Raw genomic sequence first — 22,328 nt, 5'->3', positions numbered from 1 at the left:
ATGTCGATCGGTGAATCCGGCCCGACTTCGGGCACCACTTCCTCCACGCGGCGCCTGGGCGCAGCCGTCCTTGGTCTGTTGCACAGTCATGTCGAACTGTTCGGCATCGAACTTCAGGAGCAGAAGGCACGCACCGTCAGCCTGTTGCTGTTTGCAGGCCTGGCGCTGGTGTTTGCATTGCTGTTGCTGGTCGGCCTGTCGACCCTCGTCCTGATCGTGTTCTGGGACACGTATCGTCTCGCCGCGATCATCGGCCTGTGCGTGTTCTACACCCTGGCGGCGATCTTCTGCGCGCTGCGTCTCAAGGCTGCGATCTTCGATGAATCCTCGCCCTTCCACGGCACCCTGGAAGAACTGGCCAACGACCGGGAGCGCCTGCTGCCATGAGCCTGCCTGAACTTCCACAAAACAGCTCGCGCCAGGAAATGCGCAAGGCCCTGATCCGTCTGCGCATGGAAATGCATCGTCAGGAAATCCGTCACGAAGCCGGCCAGGTCCTGCAACCCTTGCAACGCATGCGCGGCATGACGCAAAACCTGCAGGACGGTTTCGGCATCAAGCACGCGCCGTTGTGGGGCGTGGCGGCCGTGACGCTGCTGGGTTTCCTCACCGGCAAAGGTGCCAAGAGTGGAGGCGTCGGCGGTCTGAGTCGGTTGATCCGTCTCGGCACCAGCCTCGCTCCGCTGATCAAACTGGTCATGCAGAACACCAGCAAGCGCTGAGCTGCACATCTGGCTGCATTCTTGCAGTGCTGGCGGGATTGAATCTCTTCATCCGGAGATTCAATCCCGCTCGTCTATCCGGCCGGCAGGGTCCCACCCGAACAACAACGACCAAGGAGGCCCCGTGATCGACGGGCAACCGCTCGCCTGCTTTCAGCCTTTCATCGATACCGCCACCGGACGCATCGCAGGCGTCGAAGCGCTGGGCCGTCTGCGCCAGGCGCAAGGGCAACTGACATCGGTCGGGCCGCTGTTCGCCGATCCACGAACGCCAGCCACCGCGTTGCGCCGCCTCGACCGGCAGGTTCGCGACAATGCGCTGAGCCGATTGCACGAAGCGCCACCGGACTGGTTTCTCAGCCTGAACATGTCGCCGCGCTGGATCAGCCGTCTGCGCGCCGACCAGGCGCTGCCGAGCCTCAAACAACTCGCCCGGCATGGCGTCGACCCGCAGCGGATTGTCTTCGAGATCACCGAGCTCGGCGGCAACAGTCAACGCCTGTCTGAAGTGGTCGCGCGCTATCGCGATGCCGGGGCGCGAATCGCCATCGACGATTTCGGCGCTGGATACTCACAACTTGATCGTGTGCTCGCATTGCAACCGGACATCCTCAAGCTCGACATGCGCCTGTTCCAGGCCGCCGCACTCGGTGGGCCCAGCAGCGATGTGGTCAAGGCGCTGGCACAGATGGCGGAAAAAACCGGCTGCTGGATCATCGCTGAAGGCGTGGAGACCGAAGCGCAGCTGAATTTCGCGCTGGAGTGCGGCTCACGCTACGTACAGGGTTTTCTGTTCGCCCGGGCGCAGGAGGCTTTCTTTGCGACGGATGCTTTCGTCCAACGCTTCGCTGAACTGCGCCAGGCGTATGTGAAGCAGAAGCTCACTGAGCGCGGCAAGTTGATGTCGATGCGCCAACAGCTCGGCGAGTTGATGACTATCCTGCAGACCTGGGCTCAGGCTCGCGCGCCGCTCAGCGCCTTGCCGCAACTCGATGCCTTTCCGTGGTTGCTGCGGTTCTATCAGTGCGACCGCCAGGGCACGCAACTGACCCCGAATCTGGAATGGCGCCAAAGCGGCTGGGTCGCCGACAACCGTTATCTGGGCCACAACTGGTCGTGGCGCCCCTATTTCTACCACCTGCTGGCCGAAGGCTGGGAAGAACGGCGGCTGACGCTTTCCAACACCTACCGCGATGCCACCAGCAACCAGTATTGCCTGACCGCCGGGCAATTCTTCGACAATGGCGAACGCTTGCTGTTGATCGACATTGACGCTGCCGGACTGTAGTTGCGCTTGCAGACACTCGCTCGAACCGGGAAGCTAGGGCACCAGTCACCCGACGGAGAGAATCAGCCTTGGATTGGCAAACCCTGCTCAACCGCGAACGTCTCGGCAAGCCGCTGCACAGCCCGCAGGAACTCGGCCGCAGCCCGTTCCACAAAGACCATGACCGCATCATTTTCTCTGGCGCCTTTCGCCGCCTGGGCCGCAAGACCCAGGTGCACCCTGTGTCTAGCAATGACCACATCCACACGCGCCTGACCCACTCGCTGGAAGTCAGCTGCGTCGGTCGTTCGCTGGGCATGCGCGTCGGTGAAACCCTGCGTCGCGATCTGCCCGAGTGGTGCGAGCCGAGCGATCTGGGCATGGTCGTCCAGTCCGCTTGCCTGGCCCATGACATCGGCAATCCGCCGTTTGGCCATTCCGGTGAAGACGCCATTCGTCACTGGTTCCAGCAGGCTGCCGGGCGCGGCTGGCTGGATGCGATGAGTGACGCCGAGCGCGGTGACTTCCTGAACTTCGAGGGCAATGCCCAAGGCTTCCGGGTCCTCACGCAACTGGAATATCACCAGTTCGACGGCGGCACCCGGTTGACCTATGCGACCCTCGGCACCTATCTGAAGTACCCGTGGACCGCGCGTCACGCCGACTCCCTGGGCTACAAGAAACACAAGTTCGGTTGTTATCAGAGCGAGTTGCCACTGCTGGAACAGATCGCCCACAAACTGGGCCTGCCGCAACTCGAAGAGCAGCGCTGGGCACGCCATCCACTGGTGTATCTGATGGAGGCCGCGGATGACATCTGCTATGCGCTGATCGATCTGGAAGATGGCCTGGAGATGGAGCTGCTGGACTACGCCGAGGTCGAGTCGCTACTGCTGGGTCTGGTCGGCGACGATCTGCCGGAAACCTATCGCCTGCTGGGCCCTCAGGATTCGCGCCGGCGCAAACTGGCGATCCTGCGGGGCAAGGCCATCGAGCACCTGACCAACGCCGCCGCCCGGGCCTTCGTCGAGCAACAGGACGCACTGCTGGCGGGAACGCTGCACGGGGACCTCGTGGAGCACATGCATGGCCCGGCCAAACGTTGCGTCTTGAACGCCAAGGACATCGCCCGCCGAAAGATCTTCCAGGACAAGCGCAAGACGCTGCACGAGATTGGTGCCTACACGACACTGGAAATTCTGCTCAACGCGTTCTGCGGCGCGGCCCTGGAACAGCACAACGGCCGTACGCCGTCGTTCAAGAGCCGCAGAATCCTCGACTTGCTGGGCAACAATGCACCGGATCCGCACGGCCCGTTGCACGCATCGTTCCTGCGCATGATCGACTTCATCGCGGGCATGACTGACAGTTACGCCAGCGACATGGCCCTGGAAATGACAGGCCGCTCCAGCCAATGATGCCTCGTGCTCCAACCGGTCAGGCGCTGATCGGTCGGAGCACGCATCACACAAGACAGGATTCAGGACAGGGTCTGTTGCAGGTTCCGATTTTTCTTTATATGCATCGTCCAAATATTGCGAAGAATCACTAAAACAAAAAACCGAAGCCCCTTAACATCCTATAAATATTAAACAGCCAGGCCTTTCAATAATGCACGGCGCTCCATTGACGAAACCCAATTAACGCGCCACTCCCTCTACCTACGCCAAAACTAGTTCACGCGTAGTCTCATTCTTCTTTATATGTAGGAATAATCCTAGATTGCCGCTGAGGCACTGTCGGTTCATGCGACCGCTCATCCATCTGAGCTAAGGTGCGCCCTTTATTCGCGCTCGCATGGGACTTTATTATGAACTCCGTTTTTATCGTCGATGATCACCCGGTTATCCGTCTTGCCGTTCGAATGCTGTTGGAACATGAAGGCTACAAAGTCGTCGGTGAAACCGATAACGGGGTCGATGCCATGCAAATGGTCCGCGAATGCGCGCCTGACCTGATCATCCTCGACATCAGTATTCCGAAGCTTGACGGCCTGGAAGTCCTTGCCCGCTTCAATGCCATGAGCTCGCCGTTCAAGACACTGGTCCTGACCGCACAGTGCCCGACATTGTTCGGCATTCGTTGCATGCAGTCCGGCGCGTCGGGTTATGTCTGCAAACAGGAAGACCTCAGCGAACTGGTCAGTGCCATCAAGGCTGTTCTATCCGGTTACAACTATTTTCCCAGTCAGGCACTGAACCCGGTTCGCAGCGATGATGTGCGTTACACGGAACTGGAACTATTCAAAGCCGTCAACGACCGGGAATTAATGGTATTGCAACTATTTGCCCAAGGTCGCACAAACAAGGAAATTGCCAAAGGCATGTTCCTCAGCAACAAGACCGTCAGCACTTATAAAAAACGCCTGATGCAGAAACTCAAAGCCAAATCCCTTGTAGAACTTATCGAAATGGCCAAACGTAACGCACTCGTGTGAGAGCCAACATGCCCAGTCGCTTGAAAACCTGTCTGATTGTATTGAGTGCATGCCTTGGTTTAAGTGCTCATGCAACAGCCACGCCCGTCACTTCACAAGACCTGGCCCTGCTCAGTCGTTCGTCCGACAAGTTGCTGCCGGTCCTGCTTGAACATTCGCAACGGGACTGGCTGCACAATCGCAACGAGTTGATTCTGGGCACGTCCGCTCCCGACTATCCGCCTTTTGACATGACCGCCAGTGGCCGCGACTACGAAGGTTTCACAGCCGATTATGCCGGGCTCATTGGCCAGACAACCCGTCTTCCGGTCAAGGTCAAGCGCTTTGCCACACGGGACGCCGCGATTCGGGCATTGATCGATGGCAGCATCGACATGCTCGGTACGTCCAACGGGCTGGAGGCGGAAAACGCCGACATCGTGCTGTCCAGCCCTTACGCCATCGATCAACCGGTACTGGTCACCCGCGTCGGTGAAACCCGCTCACTGACCGATGGCCTGGCCGGCCTGCGGCTGAGCATGCTGTATCACTATCTGCCGCTGGACGAGGTCAAGGCCCTGTACCCCAAGGCCCTCATCACGTCCTATCCGTCGTACCAGAACGCAATCAACGCGGTTGCTTTCGATCAGGCGGACGTGTTTCTCGGCGACACCATTTCCACCCACTACATGATCAGCAAGGGGTATCTGAACAACATCCGCATGGCCAATTTCGGCAAGCACGAGGCCCACGGTTTCAGTTTTGCCGTTCGCCGCGACAATCCTCAACTGCTGGGCATCATCGATAGCGTGCTCAAGGCCGTCCCGGGCAGCGAGCGGGAAAACATCGCCAAACGCTGGAGTGCCGGCAGCGATACCTTGCTGACCGATCAGAAACTGCAACTGACCCATCGCGAAGAACAATGGCTGAAAAAACACCCGGTGGTGAGCGTGGTCGTCAACGAGGCCTTTGCGCCCCTGAGCTTCTTTGATACCGATGGCAACTTTCGCGGCATCAGCGCCGACCTGCTCGAACTCATCCGCTTGCGCACCGGCCTGCGCTTCGAAGTCCGCCGCAGCCGCAGCGATGCCGAGATGATCAAGCAGATAGAAAACCATCAGGCCGACTTGATCGCCGCCCTGCTGCCAACCGCCCTGCGCGAGGAAACGCTCAAGTTCAGCCGCCCCTACCTTGAAAACTCCTACGTCCTGCTGACTCGGAAGGCTGCCGACAGTCCGACGCACCTGGGCCAGCTCAAGCGCAAGCGTCTGGCCATCGCCCAGGGCAACCCGATGATCGAGTACCTGCGCCGCGAGTTTCCTTACATCCAGTTGATCGAAACCCCGGACACCTTCAGTGCGGTGGCATTGCTCGACGAAGGTCAGGTCGAGGGCGCGGTGAACTCGCTGGTGATCGCCAACTATTTCATCGCCTCACACATCTTCGAACAGCCCTTGCAGATCACCACCACCATCGGCACACGACAGGCAGCTTTTTCCCTGGCAACCGCCCGGGACAACACGGAACTGGGCTCGATCATCGACAAGACGCTGATGAGCATAACGCCCGAAGAACTGGGCATCATCAACGGTCGCTGGCGGGGCTACTCCAGCCTTTCGCAAGGCACCTGGCATCAGTATCGACGCTTGTTCTATCAGGTGATCGGGGGCGCCAGCCTGCTCTTGCTGCTGTCGATGCTCTGGAATGCCTACATGCGTCGCCAGATCAAACAGCGCCAATCGGCCGAACGCGCCTTGAACGATCAACTGGAGTTCATGCGTTCGCTGGTCAATGGCACGCCCCACCCGATCTATGTGCGAGATCGACAGGGCCTGCTGCAAAGCTGTAATGACAGTTACCTCGAAGCCTTCAATGCCCGGCGCGAAGACGTCATCGGCAAGAGTGTGATGGAAGGTGCCCTGAACAATGCCTTCGAAGCCCGCGCCTATCAGGCCGACTATCAACGGGTGGTGACCGAGGGCAGGCCGCTGGTGCTCGACCGGCCGTTGCATATCGGCAACCGGCGCCTGACGATTTATCACTGGATCCTGCCTTACCGCGACTCCGGCGGCGATGTCCAGGGGATCATCGGCGGCTGGATCGACATCAGTGAACGTCATGAGCTGCTCGACGAACTTCGTGCAGCCAAGGAACGCGCGGATGATGCCAACCGGGCCAAGAGTACTTTCCTGGCGACCATGAGCCACGAAATACGTACACCGATGAACGCGGTCATCGGCATGCTCGAACTGACACTCAAGCGCATCGACAAAGTGCATCCGGACCGCTCCAGCATCGAAACCGCCTACAGTTCGGCCAAGGATCTGCTGGGGCTGATCGGCGACATTCTGGATATCGCCCGGATCGAGTCCGGGCGCCTGAGCCTGAGCCCCGAGCGGGTCAACCTCATCGATACCATCGCCTCGGTGGTCCGGATCTTCGAAGGCCTGGCCCGGCAGAAACGGCTGACGCTGGTGGTGAACGTCTCCCCTCCCGAACTCAACGTCGACGTACATCTGGATCCCTTGCGCTTCAAACAGGTGCTGTCGAACCTGATAAGCAATGCCATCAAGTTCACCGAAAAAGGCCAGATCCGGATCACGCTGCACCTGCTGGCCAGCGTTGTTCCTGATTGCTCGCAGGTACAACTGACGGTTCAGGACAGCGGCATCGGCATCTCTGCCGAGGATCAGCAACGGCTGTTCGAACCTTTCGCCCAGGCCTGCCAAGGCAGGGATCGGGCAATCAGTGGCGCAGGGCTGGGACTGGTCATCAGCCGCAGCCTGTGCGAGATGATGGGAGGTCAGTTGCAATTGAGTAGCCAGCCCGGGATCGGTACACAGGTAAGTGTGTCGCTGCCGCTGGCTATCCTGCCCGCGGAAGTGACAGGCCGAAAACACGAACCACAGATCCAGACCGCCCTTGTCCCGCTGAACGTTCTGGTGGTCGACGATCATCCGGCCAATCGCCTGCTGATGTGTCAGCAACTCGAGTTCCTGGGGCACCACTTCAGCATCGCCGAAGAAGGCCAGAGCGCACTGGAACAATGGAAAAACGGTGCATTCGATCTGGTCATCGCCGATTGCAACATGCCCGTCATGAATGGCTATGAGCTGACCCGAGCGATCCGGCGCCACGAACGACTCACGCAGCGCCCCCCTTGCACCGTGCTGGGGTTTACCGCCAATGCCCAACCGGAAGAGGTGCTTCGCTGCAAGCAGGCCGGCATGAACGAGTGCCTGTTCAAACCACTGAGCCTGAGTGTCTTGAGCCAATGGGTCGACAGTGTCCAGCCAGCGCTCATTTCGCCTGCGTTCAATCTGCAAGGGTTGCACGCCCTGACAGGAGGAAACCCCGCTCAGACCCGCCGACTGCTGACCGAACTGCTCAACAGCAGTCGGCTTGACCGTCAGGATCTGCTGGCGTTGTCCCCGGGGCGGGATCACCAGGCTCTGGCCGAGATGGCGCACAAGATCAAAGGCGCCGCGCGCATTGCCCAGGCGTCACGCCTGATCGACAGTTGCGACGCTCTGGAACAGGCCTGCCTGCAAGCGTTGCCGGTGGACGAGATCAAACGCCGCTGCAAGGCGAGCAGCTTCGCCATCCTTGAACTGGAGAAGGCACTGGAGCAACAACTGACGCTGACCGACCAGAGCAGAATGACCGGGCCTTAACTATGCTTGGGCGCTGAGCAGTGTGTTTACCAACACGGAGAGTCCGCAATGCCCAGCCCACTGCGCCCGGATCAACGCCGGTTCCCTTTGCACGTGCACATCAGCGTCATGTTCACCTTTCTGCTGCTGCTCACCGGGGTCGTGCTGGGGCTGTTCAACTACCGGCAGACCACACAGATCATTCTGTCGAGCAGTGAAAAACTGTTCGAACGCATCGAACAGGATGTACGCGTCGACCTGCAATCGACCTACGCGCCAATCCGGCACCTGCTGAGCCTGCTCGCGGACAACTCCGGGACTCAGGCCTCAACGCTTGAAAAACGCCTGACGCTGCTCAAGCCGTTCAGCCAGTCACTGGCGGACAACCCGGACCTGGCCTCGTTGTATCTGGGTTACGACAACGGCGATTTCTTCATGGTGCGCCCCTTGCGCACCGCGTCACTGAGAACCTTGCTGAAAGCTCCGGATGCAGCGGCGTATCAGGTCTGGAGCATCGAACATGACGCCGATGGCGGCGTCAGATCGCAATCGCTGTTTTTCGATCAGGCGTTGTCAGCGGTGGGTCGTCACGACAATCCGGACGATGCCTACGACCCGCGCAGCCGCACCTGGTACACCCGCGCGCAGCAACAGAACGAACAAATCACCACCGAACCCTATGTGTTTTTTTCCACCCATAATGTCGGCACCACCCTCGCCCGGCGCAGCAGCGTGCACGCGGTGATCGCTGCCGATCTGACCCTCGACGCACTGTCGGCGACCCTGACCAAACACGTGGTGACGCCGGCGACAGAAATCGTCCTCTTCGATGCCGAAGGCAACGCCGTGGCCTATCCCGACAGCAGCCGGCTGATCGTCGATGACCGCACCGCGCGCCTGGCCAAGGCGGCTGACCTGAGCCCGAGCCTGCATGCCCTGCTGTCGGCCGATCATCAGGGCAAACGCCTGAAAGCTGACGGACGACGCTGGATCGTCGCCCGCAGCAGCCTGCAGGAAGGCGGCCCGAAAGGTTTGCAGATGGCCTTGTTGGTGCCGGAGGACGAGTTACTGGTCGATGCCTATCGCATGCGCTGGCAAGGTGCGCTGATCACCCTTGCCACCCTGTTGCTGTGCCTGCCGCTGGGCTGGCTGATCTCGCGGATTCTGGTCAAGCCGCTGCATGCACTGGTCAAGGAAGCCGATGCCATCCGCAGCTTCGATTTCAACTTTCCCGTGACCCGCCGCTCGCCGGTGCTGGAGGTCGACCAGTTGAGCCTGTCGATGGCGCGGATGAAGGACACCCTGGCCAGCTTCTTTCGCATCACCGACAGCCTGACCGCCGAAACCCGGTTCGCCCCACTGCTGCAACGGGTGTTGTTCGAAACGGTGCAAATTGCCCAGGCCCAGGCTGGTCTGATCTACCTGCGTGAAAGTGATGGCAACCGCATGGAGCCTTACGGGCTGGTGGTCGACGGCACTTCCCGGCCGCTGGCAGCGTTCGATATTCAAGGCCACAACCTTGATACCGCGCAGGGTCCCGAATGGTTCGAGCAACTGGCGCATGCCAACAACGTGGTCAGCAACTTCGGCTTCGAACAGGCCGCCGACCTGCAAAAGGTTCTGCTGGCCATGGACACGCCGCGCGTCCACCTGATCGGGATCCGCCTGCACAACCAGCACAACGAAACAATCGGCCTGCTGGTGTTGCTGATCAATGACAGCGGCACCCCGGCCGACCTGGAGAAGCTGCGACCCGACCGCATCGCGTTCCTGCAAGCGGTGTCCGGTGCGGCGGCGGTGAGTATCGAGAGCCAGCGTCTGCAAGCCCGGCAGAAACAGCTGCTGGATGCGTTCATTCAACTTCTCGCCGGCGCCATCGATGCCAAGAGCCCTTACACCGGCGGGCATTGCCAACGCGTGCCGGAACTGACCCTGATGCTCGCCCACGCCGCCGCGGCCAGCGAGGCCCCCGCCTTCAGCGACTACCAGCCCAGTGAGGACGAATGGGAAGCCTTGCACATCGCCGCGTGGCTGCACGACTGCGGCAAAGTCACGACGCCGGAATACGTCGTCGACAAAGCCACCAAACTGGAAACCCTGAACGATCGCATCCATGAAGTCCGCACCCGGTTCGAAGTGCTCAAGCGCGATGCGTGGATCAGCTACTGGCAAGCCCTGGCGTCGGGTGGCGACGAACGACAACTGGCCAGCCTGCGCGACGCGACGCTGACAGCGCTGGATGATGACTTCAGTTTTGTCGCCCGCTGCAATCTGGGCAGTGAGGCCATGGCCGACGCCGACCTTCAGCGTCTTGAGGGCATTGCGCAACGCACCTGGACACGTACCCTGGATGATCGCCTGGGCGTGTCCTGGGAGGAAAACCGGCGCCAGGCACGCACATCGGCGCCCACCCTTCCGGTCAGCGAAAGGTTACTGGCGGACAAGCCCGAGCATCTGCTCGAACGTGCCGACAGCGAACTGATTCCGGAAGACAACCCATGGGGGTTCAAACTCGACGTCCCGCGCTACAAGTACAACCGTGGCGAGCTGTACAACCTGAGCATTCCTCGTGGCACGCTGACCCGAGAGGAGCGTTACATCATCAACCACCACATGGTGCAGACGATCCTGATGCTCAGCCATCTGCCCTTCCCCGGGCATCTGAACAACGTGGCGGAGATTGCCGGCGGCCATCACGAAAAAATGGACGGCACCGGTTATCCGAAACGTTTGAAACGCGAGGAGATGAGCCTGCCGGCACGGATGATGGCGATTGCCGACATCTTCGAAGCGCTGACCGCCGCCGACCGCCCGTACAAAAAGGCCAAGACCCTCAGCGAAGCGCTGGGAATCATGGCCACCATGTGCCGCGAGGCACATATCGATGCCGAGCTGTTCGGCCTGTTCATCCGCGAAGGTCTGTATCTGCAATACGCCAGCCGTTTCCTCGACCCGCAACAGATCGATGCTGTCGACCCTGCCGGCGTGCTGCGCAAGGCGGGGCTTGCGGCGTGATCAGCAGTCGGTCAGGCGCAGGAAGATCGCCGCCAGTCGTTCGATACCAGCCTGATCGTCTGCGCCGAAACGCGAAAGCTTCGGGCTGTCGAGGTCGAGTACGCCAATCAGCCGACCATCCTTGACCAACGGCACCACCAGTTCGCTGTTCGACGCGCTGTCACAGGCGATGTGGCCGGGGAATGCATGAACGTCTTCGACCCGTTGTGTCTGCAGACTGGCCGCCGCCGCGCCACACACACCGCGACCGAACGGAATGCGTACGCAAGCGATCTGGCCCTGGAACGGGCCGAGCACCAGCTCTTCATTGCGATTGAGGTAGAAACCGGCCCAGTTCAGGTCATCGAGCTGGTTGAACAGGAACGCCGAAAACTGCGCGGCGTTGGCGATGAAATCGCGCTCGTCCGCCAGCAGCGACTCCAATTGCGCGGCCAACATGCCATAGCCTTCGAGGCCCTGGCCGCTCTGTTGCAAATCAATCATGCCTTGTGCTCCAGCAATTTCAGTCCCACCCAGTAACGGGCGAATTGGTACGCGCAACGTCCGTTGCGGTTGCCACGGCCGGTCGCCCAGCGCACGGCGAGAATGTCCAGTTGTTCGTCGCGCTGCCAGCTCAGGCCGGCCTTGGCGGCCAACTGGCCGATCCAATGTTCGACGACGTTGAGGAAATGTTCCTGGGTGAACGGATAGAACGACAGCCACAGGCCAAAGCGGTCCGACAGGGCGATCTTGTCTTCCACCGCTTCGCTCGGGTGCAGTTCGCCATCGACGCGCTTCCAGTTTTCGTTGTCGCTTTCCTTTTCCGGCACCAGGTGGCGACGGTTGGAGGTGGCGTACAGCAACACGTTGTCCGGCGCCTGCTCCAGCGAGCCATCCAGCACGCTTTTCAGCACACGGTAATCACCTTCGCCGGACTCGAACGACAGGTCATCGCAAAACAGCACGAAACGTTGCGGCAGTTTGCCGATCTGCTCCACCACCCGTGGCAGGTCGGCCAGGTGATCGCGTTCGATCTCGATCAGGCGCAGACCGGCCTTGGCGTGCTCGGCCAGCAGCGCCCGTACCAGCGAGGATTTACCGGTACCGCGCGAACCCCAGAGCAACGCATGGTTGGCCGGCATGCCGTCGAGGAACTGTTCGGTATTTCGGCCCAGTTGCTCCAGTTGCCGATCGACACCGATCAAGTCCGAAAGACGCATGTCGAGGCTGACTTCCAGCGGCAGCAGATAGCCGCTGCGACCGTCACGCTGCCAGCGTGCGGCCAGGCAAGTGCCCCAGTCGATGACCGGGCGTGGTGCCGGCAGCAGCGGTTCGATCCGCGCCAGAACCGACTCGGCGCGCTCAAGAAAAGCATTCAATCGGGAATCCACGTCTTCTCCTCGGGCTGGTTCACAGTAATGATGGCGATACAGCGACGACCGATAGCGTTCGACACCCGCCCCGGCCCTTGTTACAAGGCGATTCGGGAACCACGGTATCCATACATGATCGACTATGCTTGAGCAGCGAAGGGAAACGGAAGTGGTTCAACACCCCATGGATATCAAATTCACCCACCGGCTGTCATACAAACAGGCCCGGCTTACCGTGCTGGTCGGGTTCATTCTGGGCACGCTGCTCAGCCTGCTGCAAATCGGCATCGATTATGCCAGTGAAGACGCGTCCATCAACCGTGAAATCCTGTCTTTGCTGGAAATCAGCCATAACCCGGCCTCGCGTATCGCCTATAACATCGATGCCGAGCTGGCCCAGGAACTCACGCTGGGCCTGCTGCGCTCGCCGGCCATCATTTCCGCACAACTGACCGACAACAATCAGACGGTTCTGGCCAGCGTGAAGCGCCCGGAGCTGCAAAGCGGCTATCGGTTGATCAGCGACTTTCTGTTCGGCGCCAAACGCGAGTTCGAAGATCGGCTCTATCTCGACCATTTGCCCAACGAATCCCTCGGCACCCTGAGCCTGGAAGTCGACACCTATGCCTTCGGCAGCCGCTTCCTGCGCCGGGCCGAAGTCACGCTGCTCAACGGTTTTGCCCGCAGCCTGATCCTGACCGGCATCCTGCTGGCACTGTTCTACGTGATGCTGACCAAGCCGCTGGTGCGGGTGATCCGTGAACTCAGCGGGCGCGATCCGCGCAGTGCCGAACCGACCACGCTTGAATGTCCGAGTGGACACGCCAACGACGAGATCGGCGTGCTGGTGAAGGTCGCCAACCAGCAGTTCGAGAACATCGCCACGGAAATCCAGCAACGGCGCACCGCGGAAAACCGTCTCACCGACTACCTCGCTCAACTCGAAGACATCGTGTCGGCACGCACCGCCGAACTCAAAGCGATCAACGCCCGTCTCAGCCAGTCCAACGAGGAACTGGAGGTCGCCCGCAGCACCGCACTGGACATGGCAGAGGCCCGCTCGGCGTTCCTTGCCAACATGAGCCACGAGATTCGCACCCCGCTCAATGGCCTGCTGGGCATGATCGCGCTGTCCCTCGACGGCCCGCTCAACGGCGAACAGCAGCAACAACTGTCCATTGCCCACGACTCGGGCAAAGTGCTGGTGGAGTTGCTCAACGATATTCTCGACCTGTCGAAATTCGATGCCGGGCAACTGGAGCTCGAACACATCCCGTTCGACCTCGGCTCGTTGATCGAAGACACCGCCAACCTGCTGTCGCAGAACGCGGCGCCAAGCGTGGAGCTGACGTGTCTGATCGATCCGCACTTTCCGGCGCTGGTGCTCGGCGACCCGACCCGGGTCAGGCAGATCGTCAGTAATCTGCTGTCCAACGCCCTGAAGTTCACCCGTTTTGGTCGGGTCGATGTGCGTTTGTCGACTTGGAAGGATGGCGTGCGCATCGAGGTCTGCGATACCGGCATCGGTATCGCCCAGGAAGCCCAGGTGAAGATTTTCCAGCCCTTCACCCAGGCCGGGGCCGGTATCACCCGCCAGTACGGCGGCACCGGGCTGGGCCTGGCCTTGACCTACAACCTTTGCGAGGCCATGCAGGGGCGCCTGACGATCAGTTCCGAAGTCGGTTTCGGCAGTCAGTTCTGTGCCGAACTGCCGTTGCCCTGCCACACCCGCGCAGTCATCCCGGCCCCGCTGCATGGCAGCGTGCTCGCCATCACCACGGCGGCCAGCGGCCTGTCAGAGCTGCTCGGCAGTCTGTTGCCGGTCTGGGGTCTGTCGTACGAACAGCGCACGATCGAAGCGTCACTCCTCGGCCCGTCACCGGACATCATCATCACCGATTGCCCCGAATGCCTGTTTGGCCTGCGCCCGACCATGACCGCACCGATTCTGCTGGTGACCGCTTACGGCAGTTTCATGCCGGGCGAAGAAGCTGCGGCCCTTGCCCCGCTACAGCAGCAGGCTCGTCCCCTGGCACGCAACGCGCTGTATCAGAATCTGCGCAGAACCCTGCAACCGGACATCACCACCATCGACCGTGCGCGTCTTGAAAGCGTGCCATCTCAGCGTCGCGGGCGGGTGTTGCTGGTGGAGGACAACCCGGTCAACCAACTGGTGGCCAAGGGCATGCTCGGTAAACTCGGCTGCGAGGTGGTGGTGGCGGCCCATGGCGCAGAAGCGCTGGATCAACTGGAACACCATGAGTTCGATCTGGTGCTGATGGACTGCAACATGCCGGTGATGGACGGTTACGAAGCAAGCCGGCAGATCCGTCAGAGCGGTCGCTGGCCACACTTGCCGATCGTGGCGTTGACGGCCAACGCCATGTCCGAGGAACGGGAGCGCTGCCGGGCGGCGGGCATGAGTGACTACCTGGCCAAACCGTTCCGTCGCGAAGAACTGGCAGCGCTGCTGGATCAGTGGATACCAACTACGACAGCGCTTTGATTTGCCCCAGCAGATGATCAAGCCCGGTACGCAGTTCGTTGAGACGATCCAGGTCCACGCCGCTGTCGCACAGCAACCGGTCCTTCAAAGGCCCGACCTGCTCGCGCAGCGCCTGGCCCTGAGGCGTGAGGCTCAGGTGAACCTCACGCTCGTCCCGCGCCGAACGTTGACGCTGCACCAGTTGCAGTTGCTCCAGGCGCTTGAGCAGCGGCGTCAGCGTCCCGGAATCCAGCGCCAGACGCTCGCCCAGTGCCTTGACGGTCGGTTGTTCCGGCGCCGCGCCCTGCCATTCCCACAACACCAGCATCGCCAGGTATTGCGGGTAGGTCAGACCGAGCTGATCGAGCATCGGCTTGTAGGCACGAATCACGGCCCGGGACGCGGCGTACAGCTTGAAGCACAACTGACTGTCGAGCTTCAGCGCATCGGCTGACAGATCGTTCATTTGAGCAGGGCTTCGATCTCGCGGCTCAGGTCCTGCGGCTTGGTGGCCGGGGCGAAGCGCTTGACCAACTGGCCGTCCTTGCCGATCAGGAATTTGGTGAAGTTCCACTTGATGCCCTGGGAACCCAGTACACCTGGCGCACGCTTCTTCAACTGCACGAACAGCGGATGCGCACCGTTGCCGTTGACTTCGATCTTCTTGAACAGCGGGAAGCTGACGCCGTAATTGAGCTCGCAGAACTCGCTGATCGCACCCTCGTTGCCGGGTTCTTGCTTGCCGAACTGGTTGCACGGAAAGCCCAGCACCACCAGCCCCTGATCCTTGTAGGTCTGCCACAGCTCCTCAAGGCCCTTGTATTGCGGGGTGAAGCCGCACTTGCTGGCAGTGTTGACCACCAGCACCGCTTTGCCGGCGAAATCGGCCAGGGTCTTTTGCTCACCCTTGATGGTGGTGCACGGAATGGTCAGCAGGTTATCGCTCATGGTGCGCACTCTGGAAAGTTGAGAAGCTGTAAAAATAGCGAGCAATTGAATTGTGTGCAATTTAATTATCCGAATGGCGATCCAGGGATCGCCCGCATCGGCTATTCGCGCGGCACCAGGTCCAGGCACACCGAGTTGATGCAGTAACGCAGACCGGTCGGCGGCGGGCCATCGGGGAACACGTGACCCAGATGCGCATCGCATCGGGCGCATTTCACTTCGGTGCGGATCATGCCGTGGCTGGTGTCACGGATTTCAGTCATGGCGCTCTCGCCGATCGGCGCGTAGAAGCTCGGCCAGCCGCAACCGGAGTCGAATTTGGTCTTGGAATCGAACAACGGCTCATTGCAGCAGATGCAGTGATAGACACCGTCGGTCTTGGTGGCGTTGTATTTGCCCGAGAACGGTCGCTCGGTGGCACTGAGACGACACACGTTGTATTGCTCCGGGTCGAGCATCGCGCGCCATTCTTCCAGGGTCTTTTCAATCTTTTCCATCATCACACCTCAGCGGCTGAAAAAGCCCGATCTGTACCTTTTCCACGGATCGGGCGGCACGTATGATTGCGCCTCGTCACACGCCAGTCTGGCAGCGGGATCCTGCGCATTCAAACTGATTGTTGGAAACCGCCGCTCAAGACGCTTGCCTGTGTGAAGACGCAGGATTCCCAGCACGGTTGTCCATTCGCCGCCTGGATCGTTCATTTTCGGGATCACATCGCCATGCAGTTCAGCAAATCGAACAAGCTCGCCAACGTCTGCTACGACATTCGCGGCCCAGTGCTCAAGCACGCCAAACGCCTGGAAGAGGAAGGCCATCGCATCCTCAAGCTGAACATCGGCAACCCGGCGCCCTTTGGTTTCGAAGCGCCGGACGAAATTCTCCAGGATGTGATCCGCAACCTGCCGACCGCCCAGGGCTACAGCGACTCCAAAGGCCTGTTCAGCGCGCGCAAGGCCGTGATGCAGTACTACCAGCAGAAGCAGGTCGAAGGTGTCGGCATCGAAGACATCTACCTGGGCAACGGCGTATCCGAGCTGATCGTGATGTCGTTGCAGGCCCTGCTCAACAACGGTGACGAAGTGCTGGTGCCGGCGCCGGACTATCCGCTGTGGACCGCTGCCGTGAGCCTGGCCGGCGGTAACGCGGTGCACTACCTGTGCGACGAAGGCGCCGACTGGTTCCCGGACCTGGCCGACATGAAGGCCAAGATCACCCCGAACACCAAGGCCATGGTGATCATCAACCCGAACAACCCGACCGGCGCGGTGTATTCGAAGGAAGTGTTGCTGGGCATGCTGGAACTGGCTCGCCAGCACAACCTGGTGGTGTTCTCCGACGAAATCTACGACAAGATTCTTTACGACGACGCCGTTCACATCTGCACCGCTTCGCTGGCGCCGGACCTGCTGTGCCTGACCTTCAACGGTCTGTCGAAGTCGTATCGCGTGGCGGGTTTCCGTTCCGGCTGGATCGCCATTTCCGGGCCGAAACACAATGCCCACAGCTACATCGAAGGCATCGACATGCTGGCCAACATGCGCCTGTGTGCCAACGTGCCGAGCCAGCACGCGATCCAGACCGCCCTCGGCGGCTATCAGAGCATCAACGACCTGGTGCTGCCGCAAGGTCGCCTGCTGGAACAGCGCAACCGCACCTGGGAGTTGCTCAACGACATTCCCGGCGTGAGCTGCGTGAAGCCGATGGGCGCCCTGTATGCCTTCCCGAAGATCGACCCGAAGATCTGCCCGATCCACAACGACGAGAAATTCGTCCTCGACCTGCTGCTGTCCGAGAAGCTGCTGGTGGTTCAGGGCACGGCCTTCAACTGGCCGTGGCCGGATCACTTCCGTGTCGTGACCCTGCCGCGTGTCGATGACCTGGACATGGCCATCGGGCGCATCGGCAACTTCCTCAAGTCCTACCGCCAGTAACCGGCGATCCGTGCGCAACGAGCCTTTCGTTGCGCACTGTCTGATTCAGCAACACTTCTGCCCCGCCCCCTTCCGTACGCCTTCTACACTGTCGATTCGTACCGATCACATGCGCCTGATGCAATGCCGGTGGGTGGCGCGCGGCTGTCATCCTTGTCGTCTTCAGGGGTGGGAATTGTCCCGCACACCGGAGAATCCGATGTAGGACACAGTTTGAAATAGTCACTCGGTTGAATCGCCCGGTGCCGCACCTTATATACCCCGCAGTACGCTACATCTTTAGCTTGAGGAGATTTCTACAACCATGATGCGCATCCTGCTGTTTTTGGCCACTAACCTGGCGGTCGTGCTGATAGCCAGCATCACCCTGAGCCTGTTCGGCTTCAACGGGTTCATGGCGGCCAACGGGGTTGACCTCAACCTCAGTCAGCTGCTGGTCTTCTGTGCCGTCTTTGGTTTCGCCGGTTCGCTGTTCTCGCTGTTCATCTCCAAGTGGATGGCGAAGATGAGCACGAGCACCCAGATCATCACCCAGCCGCGCACCCGCCACGAGCAATGGCTGATGCAAACCGTCGAGCAACTGTCCCGCGAAGCCGGGATCAAGATGCCCGAAGTCGGGATTTTCCCGGCCTACGAAGCGAACGCCTTCGCCACCGGCTGGAACAAGAACGACGCGCTGGTCGCGGTCAGCCAGGGCTTGCTGGAGCGTTTCTCTCCGGATGAAGTGAAAGCCGTTCTGGCCCACGAGATCGGCCACGTGGCCAACGGTGACATGGTCACCCTGGCACTGGTTCAGGGCGTGGTGAACACCTTCGTGATGTTCTTCGCGCGGATCATCGGCAACTTCGTTGACAAGGTGATCTTCAAGAACGAGGAAGGCCAGGGCATCGCGTATTACATCGCGACCATCTTTGCCGAACTGGTTCTGGGCATCCTGGCCAGCGCGATCGTGATGTGGTTCTCGCGCAAACGGGAGTTCCGTGCCGACGAAGCCGGCGCCCGTCTGGCCGGTACCAGCGCGATGATCGGCGCCCTGCAACGCCTGCGCGCCGAGCAGGGACTGCCAGTGCACATGCCTGACACCCTGAATGCCTTCGGCATCAACGGTGGCATCAAACAAGGGTTCGCCCGCATGTTCATGAGCCACCCGCCGCTGGAAGAGCGTATCGACGCCCTGCGTCGTCGCGGCTGATCAGCCCGGCTAAAAAAAGGCCCGCAGTGATGCGGGCCTTTTTTGTGCCTGTTACTGGCCAGTCAGCCGGTACACCCGCTCTTCCAGGCGCGTCACTCCCGCCTGCAGGAACTTCCCGCTTTCGCTCAACACGTCCTGTTCTTCCAGCGCCTGCACCTGCCAGCCGCCACCGAACAGACGCTGCACCTCGGCATCTTCCACTGCAAACGGCGGTCCGGGCATTTGCGCCTGATCATAATCCAGCGTGATCAGCAAACCGCGTACGCCTGCCGGCAAGATATTCTGCAAGTGCGACGCGTAGCGCTCACGCATCGGCGCCGGCAAGGCGATCAGCGCCGCGCGGTCATAAAGTGCCGTGCATTCGGCCACATCGCTCGCGGACAAGGCGAAGAAATCCCCGCACCACAACTCGATCGCCCCGGCCCGATAAACCTTGAAGCCGCCCTCTTCGCTGATCTGCGGCTGCAATTGCTGTTCACGGAAGAAGTCTTCGACAGCCCTCTGCGACAGCTCGACGCCGAGAACCCGATGCCCACGACCGGCCAGCCACAACAGATCCAGGCTTTTCCCGCACAACGGCACCAGCACACGCGCCTGCGCCGGGATCGCCAGATCGGGCCAATGCCGTTGCAAATACGGGTTCACCTCGGGTTGGTGAAAGCCGATCTGGTTCGATTCCCACTTCTTGTGCCAAAACTCCGGCTGCATGGTTCCTCCTAAGAATTCGATCAAAAAGCGTTAAAACTTATATTGGAATTAGATCAATGAACTGACTGAAGATGAACCATCTTAACGCTCAGGAACCCTTCCATGCTTCCCAGCCTGTTTATCTCTCACGGCTCGCCCATGCTCGCGCTGGAACCCGGCGCCAGCGGCCCGGCCTTGGCGCGTCTGGCCGCCGAACTGCCGCGTCCGAAAGCCATCGTCATCGTTTCCGCCCACTGGGAAAGCCATGAGCTGCTGGTCAGCAGCCATCCGCAACCGGAAACCTGGCACGATTTCGGCGGCTTCCCCCGTGCATTGTTTGAAGTGCAGTACCCCGCACCGGGCAATCCGCAATTGGCGCAAGAGGTCGCCGAACTGCTGACCGCCAACAACCTGCCCGCGCGTCTCGACCCGCAACGACCGTTCGACCATGGGGTGTGGGTGCCGCTGTCGCTGATGTATCCGCAAGCCGACATCCCGGTGGTTCAGGTTTCCCTGCCCAGCCGTGGCGGCCCGGCGTTGCAGACCCGCGTCGGCCAGGCGCTGGCCAGCCTGCGCGGCCAGGGCATTCTGTTGATCGGCTCCGGCAGCATCACCCATAACCTGCGTGAACTGGACTGGCATGCCGGCCCGGAAAGCGTCGAGCCTTGGGCCAGAGACTTCCGTGACTGGATTATCGAGAAGCTGGCAGCCAATAATGAAGCCGCCCTGCACGATTACCGCCAGCAAGCGCCAAACGCTGTGCGCAGCCATCCGAGCGACGAGCATCTGTTGCCGCTGTACTTCGCTCGCGGTGCCGGCGGTGAGTTCAGCATTGCGCACCAAGGGTTCACCATGGGCGCGCTGGGCATGGACATCTACCGCTTCGGCTGACGAGTTCGTTCCCACCTCAAATCGCAGGCAAAAAAAATCCCCGAACCAGTCGGGGATTTTTTATGTTCGATCAATCAGCCCAAGGGCGGATCAATCTTCGCGGTAGCGACGCAGCTTCAACTGCTTACCGGCAACGCGAGTGTCCTTCAGCTTGGTCAGGAGTTTGTCCAGACCATCTTCCGGCAGCTCGACGAGGCTGAAGCTGTCACGCACCTGGATGCGACCGATGGCTTCACGTGCCAGACCACCTTCGTTGAGGATGGCGCCCAGCAGGTTTTTCGCCGCGATACCGTCACGCGCGCCCAGCGCGGTACGGCAACGGGCACGGCCTTCGCCCAGTGGCATCGGAGCACGACGCTCGCGATCACCACGGTCCGGACGATCACCGGAACGCTCAGGACGGTCGCCACGTGGAGCGCTGTTCGGCACCAGTGGACGTTCCTTCTCGATCGCTGCCAGGTTCAGCGCCTGACCATTGGTGGCCTTGCGCAGCAGAGCAGCAGCCAGGGCACGCGGGGTGCAACCGATGTCGGCGGTCAGGCGATCCAGCAGATCACCGTGAGTCGATTCGGCGTCAGCCACCAGCGGCGACAGGCTGTTGGTCAGTTTCTTGATGCGGGCATCGAGAACGGCCTGGGCGTCCGGCAGACGCACTTCGGCAACTTTCTGACCGGTTACACGCTCGATCACTTGCAGCATGCGGCGCTCACGTGGAGTCACCAGCAGCAGCGCGCGGCCTTCGCGACCGGCACGGCCGGTACGGCCGATACGGTGCACGTAGGATTCCGGATCGTACGGCATGTCCACGTTGAATACGTGGGTGATGCGCGGTACGTCCAGACCACGGGCGGCTACGTCGGTCGCCACAACAATGTCCAGACGGCCATCTTTCAGCGAGTCAATGACGCGCTCACGCTGGTTCTGGGCGATGTCGCCGTTCAACGCTGCGGCTTTGTAGCCTTTGGCGTCGAGGGCGCTGGCCAGATCCAGGGTCGCTTGCTTGGTGCGCACGAACATGATCAGAGCGTCGAAATCTTCCACTTCCAGCAAGCTGAGAACGGCAGAGGTCTTCTGGTCAGCGTGAACCAACAGGTGAGCCTGTTCGATCGCGGTAACGGTCTGGGTCTTGCTCTGAATCTTCACGTGCTTTGGATCGCGCAGGTGACGCTCGGCGATGGCACGGATCGATTGCGGCAGGGTAGCCGAGAACAATACGGTCTGACGGGTTTCCGGCATGGCCTTGAAGATGACTTCGAGGTCGTCCATGAAGCCCAGTTTGAGCATTTCGTCTGCTTCGTCGAGAACCAGGTGGTTCACGGTCTGCAGCACTTTTTCGTCGCGACGCAGGTGGTCGCACAGACGGCCCGGAGTGGCGACAACGATCTGTGCGCCATTACGGATTGCTTTCAATTGTGGGCCCATCGGCGCGCCGCCGTAGACAGCCACAACAGTTACGCCCGGCATTTGCTTGGCGTAGGTTTCGAAAGCGGTTGCAACTTGTAGCGCCAACTCACGAGTTGGGGCCAGGATCAGAGCTTGCGGCTCGCGCTTGGACGGATCAATGCGGTGCAGGATAGGCAGGGCAAAGGCAGCGGTTTTACCGGTACCGGTTTGCGCCTGACCAATCATATCGTGACCGGCGAGGATGATCGGGATCGACTGCTGCTGAATGGCCGAAGGCTCTTCATAGCCGGTAGCGACTACTGCAGCGACAATATTGGGATGAAGTTCAAGAGCGGCGAAGCCGCCGATTTCCTGGGTCATGG

At 60.6% G+C, this 22,328-nt stretch carries 18 protein-coding genes; 11 read left to right on the top strand and 7 right to left on the bottom strand.

Annotated elements, in window-relative coordinates:
- The 7 genes from AC3WRD_RS14850 (at position 1) to AC3WRD_RS14820 (ending at position 11,073) form a co-directional block, all read left to right on the top strand.
- Positions 1–387 carry a phage holin family protein gene (locus AC3WRD_RS14850; RefSeq protein WP_096821090.1) on the top strand — a complete coding sequence of 129 codons (387 nt, stop codon included), beginning with the start codon at positions 1–3 and terminating at the stop codon, positions 385–387.
- On the top strand, positions 384–722 hold the full coding sequence (locus AC3WRD_RS14845) for a hypothetical protein (RefSeq protein ID WP_096821089.1): 339 nt from the start codon (positions 384–386) through the stop codon (positions 720–722). Before AC3WRD_RS14850 ends, AC3WRD_RS14845 begins: the two co-directional genes overlap by 4 nt.
- 124 nt (positions 723–846) lie before the next feature.
- Complete coding sequence (locus AC3WRD_RS14840; RefSeq protein WP_096821088.1) at positions 847–2,010, top strand: EAL domain-containing protein; 1,164 nt, start codon at positions 847–849, stop codon at positions 2,008–2,010.
- Between the two features lie 68 nt (positions 2,011–2,078).
- Positions 2,079–3,407 carry a deoxyguanosinetriphosphate triphosphohydrolase gene (locus AC3WRD_RS14835; protein ID WP_102620437.1) on the top strand — a complete coding sequence of 443 codons (1,329 nt, stop codon included), beginning with the start codon at positions 2,079–2,081 and terminating at the stop codon, positions 3,405–3,407.
- Positions 3,408–3,799: 392 nt separating this feature from the next.
- A complete protein-coding gene (locus AC3WRD_RS14830; protein WP_096821086.1) occupies positions 3,800–4,426 on the top strand; it encodes a response regulator transcription factor in 627 nt (208 codons plus the stop codon).
- 8 nt (positions 4,427–4,434) lie between these two features.
- Entirely contained in the window at positions 4,435–8,079 is a 3,645-nt protein-coding gene (locus AC3WRD_RS14825) for a transporter substrate-binding domain-containing protein (RefSeq protein WP_102620438.1), read from the top strand.
- 48 nt (positions 8,080–8,127) lie between these two features.
- On the top strand, positions 8,128–11,073 hold the full coding sequence (locus AC3WRD_RS14820; protein WP_102620439.1) for an HD domain-containing phosphohydrolase: 2,946 nt from the start codon (positions 8,128–8,130) through the stop codon (positions 11,071–11,073).
- Here the strand turns inward: AC3WRD_RS14820 and AC3WRD_RS14815 are convergent, their stop codons facing one another.
- Together AC3WRD_RS14815 and AC3WRD_RS14810 are read right to left on the bottom strand one after the other, a co-directional pair.
- A complete protein-coding gene (locus AC3WRD_RS14815; RefSeq protein WP_085710746.1) occupies positions 11,074–11,556 on the bottom strand; it encodes a GAF domain-containing protein in 483 nt (160 codons plus the stop codon).
- Entirely contained in the window at positions 11,553–12,443 is an 891-nt protein-coding gene (locus tag AC3WRD_RS14810; RefSeq protein ID WP_102620440.1) for an ATP-binding protein, read from the bottom strand. Before AC3WRD_RS14810 ends, AC3WRD_RS14815 begins: the two co-directional genes overlap by 4 nt.
- A 166-nt stretch (positions 12,444–12,609) precedes the next feature.
- Here AC3WRD_RS14810 and AC3WRD_RS14805 point away from each other — a divergent pair, with 166 nt between their 5' ends.
- Complete coding sequence (locus AC3WRD_RS14805; protein ID WP_096821082.1) at positions 12,610–14,931, top strand: hybrid sensor histidine kinase/response regulator; 2,322 nt, start codon at positions 12,610–12,612, stop codon at positions 14,929–14,931.
- Here AC3WRD_RS14805 and AC3WRD_RS14800 read toward each other — a convergent pair.
- The 3 genes from AC3WRD_RS14800 to msrB form a co-directional block, all read right to left on the bottom strand.
- A complete protein-coding gene (locus AC3WRD_RS14800; protein WP_096821081.1) occupies positions 14,915–15,376 on the bottom strand; it encodes a MarR family winged helix-turn-helix transcriptional regulator in 462 nt (153 codons plus the stop codon). The genes AC3WRD_RS14805 and AC3WRD_RS14800 overlap by 17 nt on opposite strands.
- The gene (locus AC3WRD_RS14795) at positions 15,373–15,858 is read right to left on the bottom strand and encodes a glutathione peroxidase (RefSeq protein ID WP_085730592.1); all 486 of its coding nucleotides are present in this window, start codon (positions 15,856–15,858) and stop codon (positions 15,373–15,375) included. Before AC3WRD_RS14795 ends, AC3WRD_RS14800 begins: the two co-directional genes overlap by 4 nt.
- Before the next feature lie 101 nt (positions 15,859–15,959).
- Entirely contained in the window at positions 15,960–16,355 is a 396-nt protein-coding gene (msrB, locus tag AC3WRD_RS14790) for a peptide-methionine (R)-S-oxide reductase MsrB (RefSeq protein ID WP_096821149.1), read from the bottom strand.
- Between the two features lie 225 nt (positions 16,356–16,580).
- Here msrB and AC3WRD_RS14785 point away from each other — a divergent pair, with 225 nt between their 5' ends.
- Both AC3WRD_RS14785 and htpX read left to right on the top strand, forming a co-directional pair.
- Positions 16,581–17,792 (top strand): pyridoxal phosphate-dependent aminotransferase, encoded by a 1,212-nt coding sequence (locus AC3WRD_RS14785; protein ID WP_085710751.1) that lies wholly within the window; start codon positions 16,581–16,583, stop codon positions 17,790–17,792.
- 304 nt (positions 17,793–18,096) lie between these two features.
- Complete coding sequence (htpX, locus tag AC3WRD_RS14780) at positions 18,097–18,984, top strand: protease HtpX (RefSeq protein WP_102620441.1); 888 nt, start codon at positions 18,097–18,099, stop codon at positions 18,982–18,984.
- A gap of 51 nt (positions 18,985–19,035) precedes the next feature.
- On the opposite strand, the gene AC3WRD_RS14775 is transcribed toward htpX, so the two are convergent.
- Entirely contained in the window at positions 19,036–19,692 is a 657-nt protein-coding gene (locus AC3WRD_RS14775) for a thiopurine S-methyltransferase (protein ID WP_096821079.1), read from the bottom strand.
- Between the two features lie 102 nt (positions 19,693–19,794).
- Between AC3WRD_RS14775 and AC3WRD_RS14770 the strand changes: the two genes are divergently transcribed.
- Positions 19,795–20,562, top strand: a complete 768-nt coding sequence (locus tag AC3WRD_RS14770) for a DODA-type extradiol aromatic ring-opening family dioxygenase (RefSeq protein WP_102620442.1) — start codon at positions 19,795–19,797, stop codon at positions 20,560–20,562.
- A 90-nt stretch (positions 20,563–20,652) separates the two neighbouring features.
- Here the strand turns inward: AC3WRD_RS14770 and AC3WRD_RS14765 are convergent, their stop codons facing one another.
- Complete coding sequence (locus AC3WRD_RS14765; RefSeq protein WP_007955707.1) at positions 20,653–22,326, bottom strand: DEAD/DEAH box helicase; 1,674 nt, start codon at positions 22,324–22,326, stop codon at positions 20,653–20,655.
- Between the last annotated feature and the right edge of the window lie 2 nt (positions 22,327–22,328).

This window comes from Pseudomonas sp. FW215-R2, from assembly GCF_058789255.1.
The sequence above is the reverse complement of the archived record's forward strand: the minus strand, read 5'-3'. Positions and strand labels throughout refer to the sequence as shown.

What these genes read in the sequence shown, in the direction of transcription:
- AC3WRD_RS14850 (WP_096821090.1), top strand. Translation starts at nt 1, where the DNA reads ATGTCGATCGGTGAATCCGGCCCGACTTCGGGCACCACTTCCTCCACG.
- AC3WRD_RS14845 (WP_096821089.1), top strand. Translation starts at nt 384, where the DNA reads ATGAGCCTGCCTGAACTTCCACAAAACAGCTCGCGCCAGGAAATGCGC.
- AC3WRD_RS14830 (WP_096821086.1), top strand. Translation starts at nt 3,800, where the DNA reads ATGAACTCCGTTTTTATCGTCGATGATCACCCGGTTATCCGTCTTGCC.
- AC3WRD_RS14825 (WP_102620438.1), top strand. Translation starts at nt 4,435, where the DNA reads ATGCCCAGTCGCTTGAAAACCTGTCTGATTGTATTGAGTGCATGCCTT.
- AC3WRD_RS14820 (WP_102620439.1), top strand. Translation starts at nt 8,128, where the DNA reads ATGCCCAGCCCACTGCGCCCGGATCAACGCCGGTTCCCTTTGCACGTG.
- AC3WRD_RS14815 (WP_085710746.1), bottom strand. Translation starts at nt 11,556, where the DNA reads ATGATTGATTTGCAACAGAGCGGCCAGGGCCTCGAAGGCTATGGCATG.
- AC3WRD_RS14805 (WP_096821082.1), top strand. Translation starts at nt 12,610, where the DNA reads ATGGATATCAAATTCACCCACCGGCTGTCATACAAACAGGCCCGGCTT.
- AC3WRD_RS14800 (WP_096821081.1), bottom strand. Translation starts at nt 15,376, where the DNA reads ATGAACGATCTGTCAGCCGATGCGCTGAAGCTCGACAGTCAGTTGTGC.
- AC3WRD_RS14795 (WP_085730592.1), bottom strand. Translation starts at nt 15,858, where the DNA reads ATGAGCGATAACCTGCTGACCATTCCGTGCACCACCATCAAGGGTGAG.
- msrB (WP_096821149.1), bottom strand. Translation starts at nt 16,355, where the DNA reads ATGGAAAAGATTGAAAAGACCCTGGAAGAATGGCGCGCGATGCTCGAC.
- AC3WRD_RS14785 (WP_085710751.1), top strand. Translation starts at nt 16,581, where the DNA reads ATGCAGTTCAGCAAATCGAACAAGCTCGCCAACGTCTGCTACGACATT.
- htpX (WP_102620441.1), top strand. Translation starts at nt 18,097, where the DNA reads ATGATGCGCATCCTGCTGTTTTTGGCCACTAACCTGGCGGTCGTGCTG.
- AC3WRD_RS14775 (WP_096821079.1), bottom strand. Translation starts at nt 19,692, where the DNA reads ATGCAGCCGGAGTTTTGGCACAAGAAGTGGGAATCGAACCAGATCGGC.
- AC3WRD_RS14770 (WP_102620442.1), top strand. Translation starts at nt 19,795, where the DNA reads ATGCTTCCCAGCCTGTTTATCTCTCACGGCTCGCCCATGCTCGCGCTG.
- AC3WRD_RS14765 (WP_007955707.1), bottom strand. Translation starts at nt 22,326, where the DNA reads ATGACCCAGGAAATCGGCGGCTTCGCCGCTCTTGAACTTCATCCCAAT.